We start from the raw sequence: 14,042 nt of genomic DNA on the forward strand, positions 1-14,042 counted from the left end.
ATGGTCGCGCCGCACGCGCGCAGCGTCGATGACGTGGGAGGTTATGCCGCCAGTTCGGCGTCCAGCGGAAACACCGGGCGGCGCACCTTGCTGAACGGGAACAGGCTGTAGTCCGAGCTGGTCACGCCCGGGCTGTCGCACTCCACCAGCGCCGCCGAGAGCGGCTCGAACACCGGCCGGCAGTACATGCGCGACTTGAGCAGCAGAAAGCGCTCGTTGCGCGGATCGAGCCCCGCGCATTCGAAGACGCCGATGTCCCACGGCTCCTGCGTGCGTTCGGTCACCACGATGCGCGCCGGGCCGATGTCGAACAGCACCGTGCGGCCCATGCTGGCACGCTGGCCGGTGTAGGTGGGGCCGGTGATCACGTACTCGCCGTTGCTGATGAAGCGCACCGTGCCAGTCAGCTGCACCGGCGTTTTCTTCAGCCCGATGCCTTCGAGCGAGACCTTGTTGCCGAGTGCGACCGTCACTTCGGCACCCTCGCCCGCCGCGATCAGCCGGGCCACCGCCTCGGGGTCGCACAGCGGTCCGACGCCAATGCCATGAAGGCCCTGCGCGAGCGCTTCCTGCAGCACGTCCATGGTGTCGCAGCTGCCGCCCGACATGCAGTTGTCGCCGTGGTCCAGCAGCAGCACCGGGCGCGTCGCGCCTTCGGCGATGAGCTTGGCCCGCGCCACCGATTGCGCGAGCGGCTCGCTGCGGTAGATGAAGGCCTCGCGCTCGGCCCACATCTGACCGGCGATGCGGTCGGCCGTGGCCTGCGCGCGCTCGGGCGCTTCTGCATCGACCACCACCACACTCATGCAAGGCGACGCGATGTCCGACAGCGAGAAGCCCGCGAAGATCGAGACCGCGAGCGACTCCGATTTCTCGGCCGCGCACGCCGCCTCGATGGCCCGCTGCATCGCCCCGGTAAAGGAGGCGCTGCGCAACGTGTGCGCCATCAGCGGCAGCGGGTGCCAGCGCATGGCCGGCTTGTTGCGCCCTGCGAGCAGGTCGAACAGCAGGCGGCCGGCATGCTCGCCGGTCTCGTACATGTCGATGTGCGGATAGGTCTTGAAGCCGACGATCACGTCCGCGTTGCCGACCATCGCCGGCGTCACGTTGGCGTGCAGGTCCAGCGCCACGCCGATGGGCACACCGGGCGCCGCGGCACGCAGCCGCACCAGCAGGTCGCCCTCGCCGTCGACGCTGTTCTGGGCCACCATCGCGCCGTGCAGGTCGAGCAGGATGGCGTCGCACCCCGGCGCCGCATCGACGATGCATTGCGTGAGCACGGTGTAGGCCTTCGCGTCCACCGGGCCGCTCGGATTGGCCGAGGCCGACACCGGCGTCACCACCGTCGCGCCGGCCTGCTCGGCCAGGTCGATGAAGGCGGACATCGCGGTGCGCATGCCCTTGTTGTCCTTGTAGGCCGCTTCGCCGAAGGTGGGGCCGTCGGGCCCGAAGGCCGCGAGCGGCGTGGGCACCGGCGAGAAGGTGTTGGTCTCGTGGTTCAGGCGTGCGATCAGTACTTTCATTGCGCAAACTTTCCGCCGCTTGCCAGCATGGTGATGTCACCGAAGCTGGAGCCGTTGCGGTCGTCGGGCCGGAATGCGACCTGGAAGCCATTGAGGTTCATGGGCGGCGAGTTCTCGATGCTGCGCCGCAGCGACTCGGTGGTGATCGGCCCCTTCACGCGCTGCAACGATTCCGCAAAAGCCTTGGCCGTGACGTAGCCCTCCAGGCCCAGGTAGGAGCCTTCGCTGCCGCTCTTCGCGGCCTTGAGCGCGCGCTGGTATTCATCGACGATGGCAAAGCGCGTCTTCCAGAACGGCGGCATCACCTGCGACAGCACGATGCCGCGGCTCTTGTCGCCCAGCTCCTTGTACAGGAGGAAAGAGCTCGCCACCGAGTTCGTGTAGATCTGCGGGTGGATGGGCGCAGCCACCAGCGCGCGGATGATGTCGATCGCCGGCATGCCCGCCGCAATCACGTAAACCGCCTGTGCCCGGCTCGCGATCACTTGCTGCGCGACGGCGGAGTGGTCTTTTGCCTTCGGGTCGAAGCGCAGCGACAGCAGCGCCGGCTGCTTGCTTTTCTCGAGCGCGGCCAAGGCATCCTTCTCGATGCCCTTGCCGTAGGCGTCGTCGCTGGAGACGATCGCGATGCGCGTCAGGCCCACGGTCATCAGGTGGTTCATCACGCGCGCGACTTCGTCGGCGTACGACTCCCGCACGTGATAGATCGGGACCTTCGGGCCGCGCAGCACGGCGGCGCCGGTCAGCCCGCCGAAGATGAAGCTGTCGTACTTGGCCGCCACCGGCACCATGGCCGCGCCGATGCCGGTGCCCATGGTCCCGAACAGGCAGACGACGCGGTCGGTGCCGAGCAGTTTCTCTGCATTGGCCGCGGCCTTCTCGGGCACGTAGGCGTCGTCGTAGGTGATCATCTTGACCGGCCGGCCACCGATGCCACCGGCCTTGTTCAGCTGGTCGAAGAAGAGCGTCTGGCCTTCCATGAACGCGAGGCTGTTCGGCGTGAACGGCCCGCTGAGCACGGCGGACTGGCCCACCAATATCGGCTCGCCCGCCGCCAGCGCGGCGACGGGTGCCGCGGCGGATGCGGCGACCATGCCGATCGTCAGGGCGCGCAGGGCGAGGCGTCGGAGCACGGCGTTCATGCGGCGACTCCCGCGCTCTGCACCATCGCCTGCAGCAGTACGTTGCAGCCGGCCTCCAGGTGCGCGGGCTCGGCATCCTCGATCTCGTTGTGGCTGATGCCGTCGAGGCAGGGCACGAAGATCATTGCCGTGGGGCACACGCGGGCGAGGTACACCGCATCGTGGCCGGCGCCGCTGATCACGTTCATCCAGCTGAGGCCCTGCGCCTCGGCGGCATCGCGCACGGCGGACACCAGCCCGGGCGTGAAGGGCTGGGGCGGGAAGTACACGACCTGCTCCACCGTCGCCTCGACCTTGGCCTTCGCGGCGAGGCGCTGCACGGCTTCTTTCAGCGCTGCGTCCATCGCCGACAGCACCACGTCGTCCGCCGCGCGCAGATCGACGCTGAGCTTCACGCGGCCCGGGATCACGTTGCGGGAGTTCGGATAGTTGTCGATCCAGCCGACGGTGCCGCGCGCATGCGGTGCGTGCGCGAGCGCGATGCGGTTGACCTCGATCACCAGTTCGGCGGCGGCGAGCAGCGCGTCCTTGCGCAGTTCCATCGGCGTGGGGCCGGCATGCGCTTCCATGCCCTGCACCACCACGTCGTACCAGCGCTGGCCGAGGGCGCCCTCGACCACGCCGATGACGCGCTCGTTGGCTTCGAGCACCGGGCCCTGTTCGATGTGCGCCTCGAAATACGCGCCGACCGGCGATGCCGCCGCCGAGGCGGGCACCGTGCCGGCATAGCCGATGGCCGTGAGCGCTTCGGAGACGCTGACGCCTTCGGTGTCGCGCTGGCCGAGGGCATGCGCCAGCGTGAAGGCATCGACGAACACGCCAGAGCCCATCATCACCGGCACGAAGCGCGAGCCTTCCTCGTTGGTCCACACCGCGACTTCGAGCGGTGCCTCGGTGACCAGCTTCGCATCGTTGAGCGCGCGGATCACTTCCAGCCCCGCGAGCACGCCGTAGTTGCCGTCGAACTTGCCGCCTGTCGGTTGCGTGTCGATGTGGCTGCCGGTGGTGACCGGCGGCAGCGTGTTGTTGCGGCCGGCGCGGCGCGCGAAGATGTTGCCGATGGCGTCCACCCGTACGTCGCAGCCGGCCTCGCGCGCCCAGCGCGTGAAGAGGTCGCGGCCCTGGCGGTCGAGGTCGGTGAGCGCAAGGCGGCACACGCCGCCCTTCTCGGTGGCGCCCACCTGGGCCAGTTGCATCAGCGAGTCCCAGAGGCGCTGGCCGTCGATGCGCAGGTCGCGCACGTCGGGCGCGGAGGAGTGTCGGTCGGATGTGGTCATGGTTCTGCGAAAGAGGTCTGGAAGATGGAGGCGTTCAAGCAAGACCTACGCCGAGGTAGCGGTCTTTGACTTCGTGGTCGGCCATGAAGGCGGCGTTGGCGGCTTCGTGCACGATCACGCCCTGCTCCACGATGTAGTGGCGGTCGGCAAGCTGCACGCAGACCTCCAGGTTCTGTTCGACCAGGAGGATCGCGACGCCTGCAGCCTTGATGGTCTTGAGCTGCGCGACGATTTCTTCGACGATCACCGGCGCAAGGCCTTCGACCGGCTCGTCCAGGATCAGCAGGCGCGGATGGTTCATCAGCGCGCGGCCGATGGCCAGCATCTGCTGCTCGCCGCCCGAGAGCTGCCCGCCGCCGTTGCGGCGACGCTCCTTCAGGCGCGGAAAGATCCGGTAGATGTCGGCCAGCTGCCAGGGCGAATCGCGCCGCTGGCCGAGCAGCAGGTTTTCTTCGACCGTGAGCAGCTTGAAGATGCCGCGGTGCTCGGGCACCAGGCACACGCCGCGCGTGGCGATGCGGTGCGGCGGCATGCCGGCCACATCGGCGCCCTGGAAGCGCACGCGCCCGCCGGTGGGCACGACCGCGCCGGCAATGCTCTTGAGCGTGGTCGACTTGCCCGCGCCGTTGCGGCCCAGCAGCGTGACCAGTTCGGCCTCGCCCACGGTCAGCGACACGCCTTGCAGCACATGGCTCTTGCCGTAGTGCGCATGCAGCGCCTCGACTTCGAGGATGTTCGTTGCGCTCATGCCTTGCCCCCGGTGATCATGTTGCCCAGATAGGCCGAGCGCACGCGCGCATCGGAACGGATGTCGCCCGGCAACCCTTCGGCGAGCACGCGGCCCAGTTGCATGACGGTCACGGTGTCGGAGATGTCCATCACGATGTTCATGTTGTGTTCGATCAGCACCACCGTGTGCGCATCGCGCAGGCTGCGAATGAGCCGCTTCATGTCGTCCAGGTCGTCGATGCCCATGCCCGAGGTAGGCTCGTCCAGGAAGATGGCCTTGGGCTTTGCGGCCAGCGCCATGCCCACTTCGAGCCGGCGCTGCTGGCCGTGCGAGAGCACGCTGGCGGGCGTGTCGGCCAGCCGTTCGAGCCCGACGCGCGCAAGCACTTCGGCCACCGTCTCGGCGCAGGCGCGATCGCCCACCGGCGCACGCCAGCAGTTCATGGCCTGGCGCGGCGCGATGCCCTGCGCCGCGACGCGCAGGTTCTCGCGCACCGAGAGGCTCGCGAACAGGCTGGTCACCTGGAACGAGCGCGCCATGCCGCGCTGCACGCGCTTGTGGTCGGGCTCGTGCGTCACGTCGTGGCCGTCGAACAGGATGCGGCCGCCCGTGGTGGTGCCCGTGCCGGTGAGCATGTGGAACAGCGTGGTCTTGCCCGCGCCGTTCGGGCCGATCACCGAGTGCACGGTGTTCGGCTTGATCTTCAGGTCCACGCCGCCGAGCGCCGCGAACTTGCCGTAGTGCTTGGTGACGCCGATGGCTTCGATGAGTACGGGTTGCGTCATGCTTTTTCTCCCTGCGCCGCGGGCGCCTTGGGTTCGGACGGCGTCTTGTTGCGGAACACGCGCCGCCATGCGGCCTCGCCCAGGCCCCACAGGCCGCGTTGCATGCCGATGCTCACGCCGATCAGCAACAGGCCCAGCAGCAGCAGCCACCGCGGCCACAGCGTGGAGAGCCAGTCGGCCAGGAGCACGTAGAAGGCCGAGCCCAGCACCGAGGCAAAGAGGTTGCCGGTGCCGCCGATCACGGTGATGACCAGGATCATCTCGCTCGTGTGGTACTCGGCGTTCGACAGCGGCGCGATGCCGGTCATCATCGCGTGCAGCCCGCCCGCCAGGCCCGTGACGGCACCGGAGATGACGAAGGCCAGCAGTTTGAAGCGCTTGAGGTTGTAGCCCACCGCGGCGGCGCGGTCCTCGTTGTCGCGGATGGCCAGCAGCGTGCGGCCGAAGACCGAATCGGTCACGCGCAACAGCAGGCCGAAGGCGATGAGGAACATGACGGCGACGAAGGCGTAGTACTTCCAGGGCGTGTCCATGAAGGCCGGGCGCGGCACGTCGAGCAGGCCGTTGTCGCCGCCCGTGAGCCCCGAGGCGGTGTACGCCACGAAATAGAACATCTGCGCAAAGGCCAGCGTGAGCATCACGAAGTAGGTGCCGCGCTGGCGAATCGCGACCCAGCCGACCACCGCCGCGCCCACGGCGCCCATGCCGATGGCGGCGAGCAGCGCGAGCGGCATCGGCAATTGCAGCCGCGTGAGCAGGATCGCGATGGTGTAGCTGCCGAGGCCGAAGAAGATGCCCTGCCCGAACGAAAGCAGCCCGGTGTAGCCCAGCAGCAAATTGCAGCCCAGCGCGGCCAGCGCGTAGATCAGCACCTCGCTCGCGAGCGAGCCCGAGCGCATGAACAGCGGCAGCGCCAACGTGACGATCAGCGCCAGAAGGAAAGTGATTTTTCTTGGCATGGCGTGGTTCATCCTCTGCGGCCGAGCAGGCCATGCGGGCGCAAGAGGAGCACTGCGCCCATTGCGATGTAGATCATCAGGCTCGCCCCGGGCGGCCAGATGGTGCTCATGAGGCTTTGCACGATGCCGATCAGCACGCCGCCGACGAGCGCGCCGCCGAAGCTGCCCAGCCCGCCGATCACCACCACCACGAAAGCGACACTGAGCGCCTCGACGCCCATGAAGGGCTCGGCACCGCGGATCGGCGCGGCCAGCACGCCGGCCAATGCCGCCGTGGCCGCGCCCAATGCGAACACCAGGCTGAACACGCGGAACACGTTGATGCCGAGCAACGACACCATCTCGGTGGATTCGCTGCCCGCGCGCACCGCGCTGCCCAGGCGCGTGCCTTCGAGCACCCACCACAGCAGCACCGCGAGCACGGCGGTGAAGCCGATCACGAAGAGCCGGTACTTGGGGTAGATGAAGTCGCCCCACATCACCACGCCCTGCAGCAGGTCGGGCGTGGCCACGCTGTTGCCCAGCGGGCCCCAGAACACGATGACGATCTCCTGCACCGCGAGCGCAAGGCCCACGGTCACGAGGATGTGGAACTCGTGCGGCTTCGCGTACACGCGGCGCAGCAACAGCTTCTCGGCCAGCCAGCCGAGTGCGCCGACGCACAGCGGCACCAGCACCAGCGCGGCCCAGAAATTGAGCCCCCACTGCATCGCCTGGTAGCAAAGATAAGCGCCCAGCAGGTAGAAGGCGCCGTGCGCGAAGTTCACGAAACGCAGCAGGCCGAACACGATGGACAAGCCAACGGCCAGCAGGAAATACAGCATGCCGATGCCGATTCCGTTGATGGTCTGGAGCAGGTAGACGGACATAGTGAAGAGTGATGACGGGCTCGACTGCGGCGCCCCTCCCGGAACACCGCGGAACCGGCTTCGCCGGTCCGCAGGTGTTGCCCCCTGCAAGGGGGTTGGAGGCCACACGCAGTGGGCAAGCCTGGGGGTTAGCTCAATTTGCAGCCGGTCTTGTCGACGGCGAGGAAGGACTTGCCCGAACTCACCACGTCCACGTAGTCGGCCGCATCCTTCATCTTCGACTTGGCCTTGCCCTTGAGCAGGTAGTAGTCCTTGATGACCTGGTGGTCGGCCTTGCGGATTTCCTCGGTGCCCGTGAGGCCTTCGTACTTCATGCCTTCGAGCGCGGCGATCACCGCCTTCTGGTCGACCGTGCCCGCCTTGACGATGCCGTCGATCAGGATCTTGGTGCAGATGTACGAGCCCGCGAGGCTGTAGTTGGGCACGATCTTGAGCTTGTCTGCCGTGCGCTTGACCAGGTCCTTGTTGAGCGTGTTGTCGGTCGTGTGCCAGTACTGTGCGCCGAAGTAGACGCCGTCGCACAGGTCCGCGCCCAGCTCGTCGAACTGCTCCAGCCCCGAGGCCCAGGCGATGAGGATGGTCATGTTCTTGTGCATGCCGAAGCTCACCGCCTGGCGCAGCGCGGCCGACGATTGCGCGCCGAAGTTCAGCAGCAGCAGCACGTCGGGCTTGGCGGCCATGGCGTTGGTGAGGTAGCCGCTGAATTCCTTTTCATTGAGCGAGTGGTAGCTGTTGCCCACATGCTCGATGCCCTTCTCCTGGAAGATGTTCTTGGCCGCGCCCAAGAGGCCTTCGCCGAACACGTACTGCGGCGTGATCGTGTACCAGCGCTTGGCCTTCGGCATCGAGGCGATCAGCGGACGCACCGTCTGCTCGACGGCGCCGAAGGTGGGCACCGACCAGCGGAAGGTGGCGGGGTTGCAGTCCTTGCCGGTGATCTCGTCCGCACCGGCGGTGGTGATGAAGAGGCCGCCGGCCTTCTCGGCTTCCTTGCCCATGGCGAGCGCTTCGGACGACAGAATGCCGCCCGCGAAGAACTTGGCGCCCTGCTGCTGCGAGGCTTCCTGCACCTTGCGCACGGCGGTGGCGGGCTTGCCTTCGGTATCGAGCACGGTGTAGGCCAGCGGACGCTTGAGCACGCTGCCGTACTGCTCGATCGCCAGCTTCATGCCCAGGTCGGCGAACTTGCCGTTGGCCGCGAAGGCGCCCGACATCGGGACCGGGCAACCGAAGCGGATGGCCTCCGCCGATTGCGCGAAAACCGAGCGGCTCGCCAGGAGCGAAGCCGGGGTGGCCGACAGGGCGGCCAGCTGAAGAAGGTGTCTGCGTTGCATGGGGGTTCTCCGGTCGTGGTGTGGAAGTAAGTGAAAGGGGTGCCTGCGAGTGCCGGCGAATTTAAGCGGATAAATAGAATTAATATGTTGGTAAAAACCCGCTAGCAAGCCTTGTGCCCAAACCCGACCGGACCCCAGCCGATGACGCCGTTTAAGATCGCGCGCTGTTGCGCATCCCGCGCAGCGCCCAATGGGCATGGAGCGTTTCAATGAGAGTGGGAGAGAACCGCCCCAAACGGCAAAAGCTCTCGGACGTCATCGTCGAAGACGTCAAGCGATGGATCGTGGCCGAGCGCAAGCAGCCCGGCGACCGCCTGCCGAACGAGAAGGAGCTGATCGAGCTCTTCGGCTATTCGAAGAGCACGGTGCGCGAGGCCTTGAAGGCACTGGAAGTGCGCGGGCTCATTGCCATTCGCACAGGCCCGGGTGGCGGCGCGTACCTGCAGCAGGTGTCGGTGGACCATGCGTCGGAGCCGCTGCGCAACTTCCTGCACTTTCACCATCTGGACGGGCACCACATCTACCAGTTGCGCAAGGTCCTGGAGCCCGAGCTGGCGGTGAGCGTCGTCGGCAAGCTCACGCCCGAGCAGTTCGAGCGGCTGGAAGACAACGTGCGCCTGTGCACCATCGAGCCGACCAACGACGATGAGCTGCGCATGCAGCGCGAAGCCGAACTGGCGTTTCACACCATGCTGGCGGAGAGCTGCCCCAATCCGGTGCTGTCCTTCATGTGCCGCTTTCTCAACGACCTGCTGCGCGACCTCGTGGTCTACAAGAAGGCGCTGGACCACCACCACTTCGGCGAGGCCAATGTGGACTATCACACCCAGCTGCTGGCGGCCTATCGCAAGGAAGATGCGGAGGAAGTGCGCCGGCTGATGGCCGAGCACATGGTCGATGCGGAGGTGCACATGCACGAGATGGAAGCGCACATCGGCGCCAAGCATCTGCTGCTGCCGAGCGGGCAGCGCTGACCCATCGACTACCGCGCGTGTACCTTCTCCAGGCACGCCTGAAACGCCAACACCGCCCGTGAAGGCTTCGGCGACCGCCGCAGCAAACTCACGAACCGGCACGCATAGTTGAACCGCGCCGGCAGCACCGCCTTCATCAGCCCGCGCTGCTCGAACACCTGCGCGTAGTGGTCGGGCAGAAAGCCCAGGAAGCGCCCCGAAAGAATCAGCGTGGCAATTGCCTCCTGGTCGAAGCCCGTCGCCTTGCGCGACAGCCTTGCGCGGTGGCTCAGTTCCATGTTCGGCGAGTGGTAGCCCAGCCCCGCGAAGTGGTGCTCGCCCAGCTTCGCCCATGTGAGCTTCGTGTGCGGGCTGTCGAACAGCGGATGGCCTTTGCCGCAATAGAGCAGCATCGTCTCGTCGAACAGGTCGGCATACACGAGGCTCTTGGAGCTGCGGTGCGCCGGGATGATGCCGATCTGGAAGTTGCCCTCCAGCACGCCCTGCTCGATGGCGTTGATCGAACCCACATGCACCGCCAGGTTCACCTCCGGCGCGATCTCGGTAAAGCGCGCAATCGCCTCGCCGATGCGCGCCTTCGGGTTGGTCGCGGTCTTGTCGAACAGCGCCACCTCCAGCTGCCCGCCCATGCGGTTGTGGATGTCGTCGATGCTGCTGCGAAAGGCGTCCACTGACGCAAGCAATCGCAGCGTCTCGTCGTACACCCGCTGCCCCTCGGCCGTGAGCGCAAACCCGGCACGCCCGCGCCGGCACAGCACCAGCCCGAGCCGCGTCTCCAGGTCCTTCACATGCCGGCTCACCGTCGATGTGCCGATGTTCAGCTCCAGTTCGGCCGCCGCCATGCCACCGCAATCGACCACGCTCTTGAACACCTTGAGCAGGCGCAGGTCCATGTCGCTGAGCTGCCCCAGAACGGCGCGGCTTCGCGTGGCCTGAGCACTGCTTTGGGGCTTGGACTTTACTTGCATGAATCGTCAAGTGAACATTGATATTGCGCCATTCTCCACACTGATCGCCCTGCGAACAATCGGGCACATCCCATCACCCCCGGAGCCCGCCCTGCGCGGGAAGCCCCATGACCCTCGCAACGCCCGCCATCGAACCGACGTCCACCACGCGCACCGACGCCGCCTGGCTCGACGCGCACTGGATGCCCTACACGGCCAACCGCAGCTTCAAGGCCGATCCGCGGATCATCGTGGAGGCCAAGGGCGCCTACTTCACCGACAGCGACGGCCGCAAGATCTTCGACGGCCTCTCGGGCCTGTGGTGCTCGGGCCTCGGCCACGGCCGCCCCGAAATCACCGAAGCGGTGAGCCGCCAGATCGCCAAGCTCGACTACTCGCCTGCCTTCCAGTTCGGCCACCCGCTCTCTTTCGAGCTGGCCAACAAGATCAAGGACCTGACGCCCGCGGGCCTGGACTACGTGTTCTTCACCGGCTCGGGTTCCGAAGCCGCCGACACGTCCCTCAAGATGGCGCGTGCCTACTGGCGCAGCAAGGGCCAGGCGAGCAAGACGCGCCTGATCGGCCGCGAGAAGGGCTACCACGGCGTCAACTTCGGCGGCATCTCGGTGGGCGGCATCGCGGCCAACCGCAAGCTCTTCGGCCAGGGCGTGGAGGCCGACCATCTGCCGCACACCCAGCTCGCCTCGAACGCCTTCACGCGCGGCATGGCCGAGAACGGCGCCGAGCTGGCCGACCGCCTGCTCGACCTGATCGCGCTGCACGACGCATCGAACATCGCGGCCGTGATCGTGGAGCCCTTCGCGGGTTCGGCCGGCGTGGTGATTCCGCCCAAGGGCTACCTCAAACGCCTGCGCGACATCTGCACCGCGCACAACATCCTGTTGATCTTCGACGAGGTCATCACCGGCTTCGGCCGCTGCGGTGCGCTCACCGGCTCGGAAGCCTTCGGCGTGACGCCCGACATCATGAACATCGCCAAGCAGGTCACCAACGGCGCGCAGCCGCTGGGCGCAGTGGTCGCCAGCAAGGAGATCTACGACACCTTCATGGCAGCGGGCGGCCCCGACTACATGCTCGAGTTTCCGCACGGCTACACCTACGGCGCGCACCCGGTGGCCTGCGCCGCCGGCATCGCCGCGCTCGACGTGCTGCAGAAGGAAGACATGATCGGCCGCGTGCAGACGCTGGCACCGCATTTCGAGAACGCCGTGCACAGCCTCAAGGGCAGCAAGCACGTGACCGACATCCGCAACTACGGCCTTGCCGCCGGCCTCACGATCGCCGCGCTCCCGGGCGAACCGGCGCGCCGTCCGTACGAGATCGCGATGAACTGCTGGAAGAAGGGCTTCTACGTGCGCTACGGCGGCGACACGATCCAGCTCGCGCCGCCCTTCGTTTCCGAGAAGGCCGAGATCGATCGCCTGGTCAACGCGCTGGCCGACGCGCTCGCCGAAACCAACTGATAGATCTATCCCTTGGTCGCCGCGGTCAGGCCTTGTCGGCCTTGCCCGCCGCGTTCGCCAGCTTGCTGAGCATGCGGTCCACCAGCCACGGCTGGCGGTCCTGGTCCTCGGCCAGTTCCTTGCGGCGGATCGCGTTGCGCACCACGATCGATCCCACGTAGCGCATCGGCTCCGGCGGAAAGTGGCCCAACGGACCTTGGGTGATCGGACTGCGCGTCCATGCGTTGTCCTGGTCGAGCACCAGCGACGACAGGATCTGCCCGCCCATGTACGTCGGCCCGACGCCGTTGCCCGAGTAGCCGAAGCCGTAGTAGATGTGCGGCGCGCTGTCGAGTTTTCCGAAGAACGGAAAGCCGGTCACCGAACGGTCCGACGGACCGTTCCAGCTGGCGGTGATCGGCGTATTGCTCAACGCCGGGAAGAAGGAATGCAGCGCCTGCGTGAGCTCGGCTTCGTACGGCGAGCGCTCGTCGAACACCTTGGCCATGCGGCCGCCCCACGCGAAGGTGTTGCCGCCCTTGCCCAGCATGATGCGGCCGTCGACGGTGCTTCGGTAGTAGTAGACGAAGGTGCGCGAGTCCAGCACCGACACGCCGTCGGTCAGGCCGGTCTGCTGCAGCAGTTCGGGGCAGCGCTCGGTGATGATCATGTCGCTGGACACGATGGCGATGGTCCGCTCGAACTGCGGGAAGGCGCTGGCCATCCATGCGTTCATTGCAAGCACCAGCTTCTTCGCGCGCACGCTGCCCGTGGGTGTGCGCACGATCACCGGGTGGCCGGTGCTGAAGTCCAGCATCGGCGTGCGCTCGTGGATGCGGATGCCCATGGCCAGCGCCACGCGTCGGAGGCCGCGCACCAGCTTGCCCGGATGCACGGTGGCGGCAATCGGCGAATACACGCCCGCCAGGTTGCGCGCGGAGCCCGAGCGCCGCGCCACTTCGTCCGGCGGCAGCGTGCGGTAGGAGTGGATGCCGCGCGCTTCCAGCGCCTGCATCATCGGATCGAGCGTGCCGATCTGCGCCTGCGAAGTCGCGGTGTAGAGCGTGCCGTCCTGCCGCAGTTCGGCGTCGATGCCGTGCGCCTTGCAGAAGTCGGCGATGTGCTGCACCGCCGCCTCCGACGCCTTCACCAGGCGCACCGCTTCGTTTTCGCCGAACAGCCGGCGCAGCGTGAGGAACTTGGCCGACCAGGTGAGCAGGCAGCCGCCGTTGCGGCCGCTCGCGCCGGCGCCGCAGAGGTCGCTCTCGAGAATGACGATATCGAGCGCAGGCGCCTGCAGCTTGGCTTGAATGGCCGTCCACAAACCGGTGAAGCCGCCGCCGACGATGCAGACATCGGCGCTGTGCTCGCCCTGCAGGGCGGGGGCCAGGTCGCCGTCGTTGAAGAGCGCCTGTTCGATCCAGAAGGGGCGCATGCGCAGGCCTCAGGCGACTTGATCGGCTCGAGCGCTCAGGGCCTGCCGATGCTCGGCAATGCTGATCTCGAGATGGCGCACGAAGTGCGAAAGGCCGGGCATGTCCGCATCGGCCAGCTTGGCCGTGTCGTCCCACTGCCGCAGGCGCACGGCGTCCATCGCATAGGGCACGGCCTCGAAGGCCCTGGCCTGCGCTTCGTCGAACACGCCGCCCTGCAACTGCAGGCTGCGCTTCGAATCGGGCGACAGCGCTTCCAGATAGCCGGGCACGCGCGCGCACAGGAAGCGCTTGGCGTCCACATGCAGGCGGATCGGCTCCAGCGTGGCCGGACCGAACAGCGCGCGCAGAAACGGCAGGCAGCGGTACTGGTGCAGGTCGTCCAGCCCCTGCTGCGTCGGCGTGCCGCCGAAGTCGTGCAGCAGGTGGCCCAGGTCGTGCAGCAGCGAGGCCGAGATGAGCGCGCTGCTCGCGCCCTCCTGCTCGGCCAGGTGCGCCGACTGCAGCGCGTGCTCCAGCTGCGTGACGGGCTCGCCGTCGTACTGCGCGTGGCCCTTCGTTTCGAAGAGGCCGACGATGTCGTCAAGGCTCAGGCTCATGATGCTT

At 67.1% G+C, this 14,042-nt stretch carries 13 protein-coding genes; 2 read left to right on the plus strand and 11 right to left on the minus strand.

Translation table 11 applies throughout. The features are described from left to right. Window positions 1-41: 41 nt before the first annotated feature. The 8 genes from ABIC90_RS15815 to ABIC90_RS15850 all read right to left on the minus strand — a co-directional run bounded on the left by ABIC90_RS15815 (window position 42) and on the right by ABIC90_RS15850 (window position 8,619). The gene (locus ABIC90_RS15815) at window positions 42-1,523 is read right to left on the minus strand and encodes a M81 family metallopeptidase (protein WP_354355491.1); all 1,482 of its coding nucleotides are present in this window, start codon (window positions 1,521-1,523) and stop codon (window positions 42-44) included. Continuing rightward, window positions 1,520-2,665 carry an ABC transporter substrate-binding protein gene (locus tag ABIC90_RS15820; protein WP_354355493.1) on the minus strand — a complete coding sequence of 382 codons (1,146 nt, stop codon included), beginning with the start codon at window positions 2,663-2,665 and terminating at the stop codon, window positions 1,520-1,522. The genes ABIC90_RS15815 and ABIC90_RS15820 overlap by 4 nt, the downstream gene beginning before the upstream one ends. Then, window positions 2,662-3,942: a Zn-dependent hydrolase gene (locus ABIC90_RS15825; protein ID WP_354355495.1), complete on the minus strand. Its 1,281-nt coding sequence runs from the start codon at window positions 3,940-3,942 to the stop codon at window positions 2,662-2,664. Before ABIC90_RS15825 ends, ABIC90_RS15820 begins: the two co-directional genes overlap by 4 nt. A 34-nt stretch (window positions 3,943-3,976) precedes the next feature. Then, window positions 3,977-4,690, minus strand: coding sequence for an ABC transporter ATP-binding protein (locus ABIC90_RS15830; RefSeq protein ID WP_354355497.1), 714 nt, complete (start codon window positions 4,688-4,690; stop codon window positions 3,977-3,979). Next, window positions 4,687-5,457 carry an ABC transporter ATP-binding protein gene (locus ABIC90_RS15835; RefSeq protein WP_354355499.1) on the minus strand — a complete coding sequence of 257 codons (771 nt, stop codon included), beginning with the start codon at window positions 5,455-5,457 and terminating at the stop codon, window positions 4,687-4,689. The genes ABIC90_RS15830 and ABIC90_RS15835 overlap by 4 nt, the downstream gene beginning before the upstream one ends. Beyond that, window positions 5,454-6,416 (minus strand): branched-chain amino acid ABC transporter permease, encoded by a 963-nt coding sequence (locus tag ABIC90_RS15840; RefSeq protein WP_354355501.1) that lies wholly within the window; start codon window positions 6,414-6,416, stop codon window positions 5,454-5,456. The genes ABIC90_RS15835 and ABIC90_RS15840 overlap by 4 nt, the downstream gene beginning before the upstream one ends. A gap of 8 nt (window positions 6,417-6,424) precedes the next feature. Further along, window positions 6,425-7,285 (minus strand): branched-chain amino acid ABC transporter permease, encoded by an 861-nt coding sequence (locus ABIC90_RS15845; protein ID WP_354355503.1) that lies wholly within the window; start codon window positions 7,283-7,285, stop codon window positions 6,425-6,427. Between the two features lie 128 nt (window positions 7,286-7,413). Then, a complete protein-coding gene (locus tag ABIC90_RS15850) occupies window positions 7,414-8,619 on the minus strand; it encodes an ABC transporter substrate-binding protein (RefSeq protein ID WP_354355505.1) in 1,206 nt (401 codons plus the stop codon). Window positions 8,620-8,828: 209 nt separating this feature from the next. Between ABIC90_RS15850 and ABIC90_RS15855 the strand changes: the two genes are divergently transcribed. Continuing rightward, complete coding sequence (locus ABIC90_RS15855) at window positions 8,829-9,593, plus strand: FadR/GntR family transcriptional regulator (protein ID WP_354355507.1); 765 nt, start codon at window positions 8,829-8,831, stop codon at window positions 9,591-9,593. Between the two features lie 8 nt (window positions 9,594-9,601). Here the strand turns inward: ABIC90_RS15855 and ABIC90_RS15860 are convergent, their stop codons facing one another. Further along, a complete protein-coding gene (locus ABIC90_RS15860) occupies window positions 9,602-10,561 on the minus strand; it encodes a LysR family transcriptional regulator (protein ID WP_354355509.1) in 960 nt (319 codons plus the stop codon). Between the two features lie 107 nt (window positions 10,562-10,668). Between ABIC90_RS15860 and ABIC90_RS15865 the strand changes: the two genes are divergently transcribed. After that, on the plus strand, window positions 10,669-12,024 hold the full coding sequence (locus ABIC90_RS15865; protein WP_354355511.1) for an aspartate aminotransferase family protein: 1,356 nt from the start codon (window positions 10,669-10,671) through the stop codon (window positions 12,022-12,024). Window positions 12,025-12,049: 25 nt separating this feature from the next. Here ABIC90_RS15865 and ABIC90_RS15870 read toward each other — a convergent pair whose 3' ends face one another. Next, window positions 12,050-13,438 (minus strand): FAD-dependent oxidoreductase, encoded by a 1,389-nt coding sequence (locus ABIC90_RS15870; RefSeq protein WP_354355513.1) that lies wholly within the window; start codon window positions 13,436-13,438, stop codon window positions 12,050-12,052. Between the two features lie 9 nt (window positions 13,439-13,447). Then, the gene (locus tag ABIC90_RS15875; RefSeq protein WP_354355515.1) at window positions 13,448-14,035 is read right to left on the minus strand and encodes a phosphonate degradation HD-domain oxygenase; all 588 of its coding nucleotides are present in this window, start codon (window positions 14,033-14,035) and stop codon (window positions 13,448-13,450) included. Window positions 14,036-14,042 lie beyond the last annotated feature (7 nt).

The sequence above is a fragment of the Variovorax boronicumulans genome (assembly GCF_040544675.1).
In the GTDB taxonomy this organism is placed as follows: Bacteria; Pseudomonadota; Gammaproteobacteria; order Burkholderiales; family Burkholderiaceae_C; genus Variovorax; species Variovorax boronicumulans_D.

Excerpts from the sequence above, each read along its gene's own strand:
- ABIC90_RS15815 (WP_354355491.1), bottom strand. The coding sequence starts at position 1,523 with ATGAAAGTACTGATCGCACGCCTGAACCACGAGACCAACACCTTCTCG.
- ABIC90_RS15820 (WP_354355493.1), bottom strand. The coding sequence starts at position 2,665 with ATGAACGCCGTGCTCCGACGCCTCGCCCTGCGCGCCCTGACGATCGGC.
- ABIC90_RS15825 (WP_354355495.1), bottom strand. The coding sequence starts at position 3,942 with ATGACCACATCCGACCGACACTCCTCCGCGCCCGACGTGCGCGACCTG.
- ABIC90_RS15830 (WP_354355497.1), bottom strand. The coding sequence starts at position 4,690 with ATGAGCGCAACGAACATCCTCGAAGTCGAGGCGCTGCATGCGCACTAC.
- ABIC90_RS15835 (WP_354355499.1), bottom strand. The coding sequence starts at position 5,457 with ATGACGCAACCCGTACTCATCGAAGCCATCGGCGTCACCAAGCACTAC.
- ABIC90_RS15840 (WP_354355501.1), bottom strand. The coding sequence starts at position 6,416 with ATGCCAAGAAAAATCACTTTCCTTCTGGCGCTGATCGTCACGTTGGCG.
- ABIC90_RS15845 (WP_354355503.1), bottom strand. The coding sequence starts at position 7,285 with ATGTCCGTCTACCTGCTCCAGACCATCAACGGAATCGGCATCGGCATG.
- ABIC90_RS15850 (WP_354355505.1), bottom strand. The coding sequence starts at position 8,619 with ATGCAACGCAGACACCTTCTTCAGCTGGCCGCCCTGTCGGCCACCCCG.
- ABIC90_RS15855 (WP_354355507.1), top strand. The coding sequence starts at position 8,829 with ATGAGAGTGGGAGAGAACCGCCCCAAACGGCAAAAGCTCTCGGACGTC.
- ABIC90_RS15860 (WP_354355509.1), bottom strand. The coding sequence starts at position 10,561 with ATGCAAGTAAAGTCCAAGCCCCAAAGCAGTGCTCAGGCCACGCGAAGC.
- ABIC90_RS15865 (WP_354355511.1), top strand. The coding sequence starts at position 10,669 with ATGACCCTCGCAACGCCCGCCATCGAACCGACGTCCACCACGCGCACC.
- ABIC90_RS15870 (WP_354355513.1), bottom strand. The coding sequence starts at position 13,438 with ATGCGCCCCTTCTGGATCGAACAGGCGCTCTTCAACGACGGCGACCTG.
- ABIC90_RS15875 (WP_354355515.1), bottom strand. The coding sequence starts at position 14,035 with ATGAGCCTGAGCCTTGACGACATCGTCGGCCTCTTCGAAACGAAGGGC.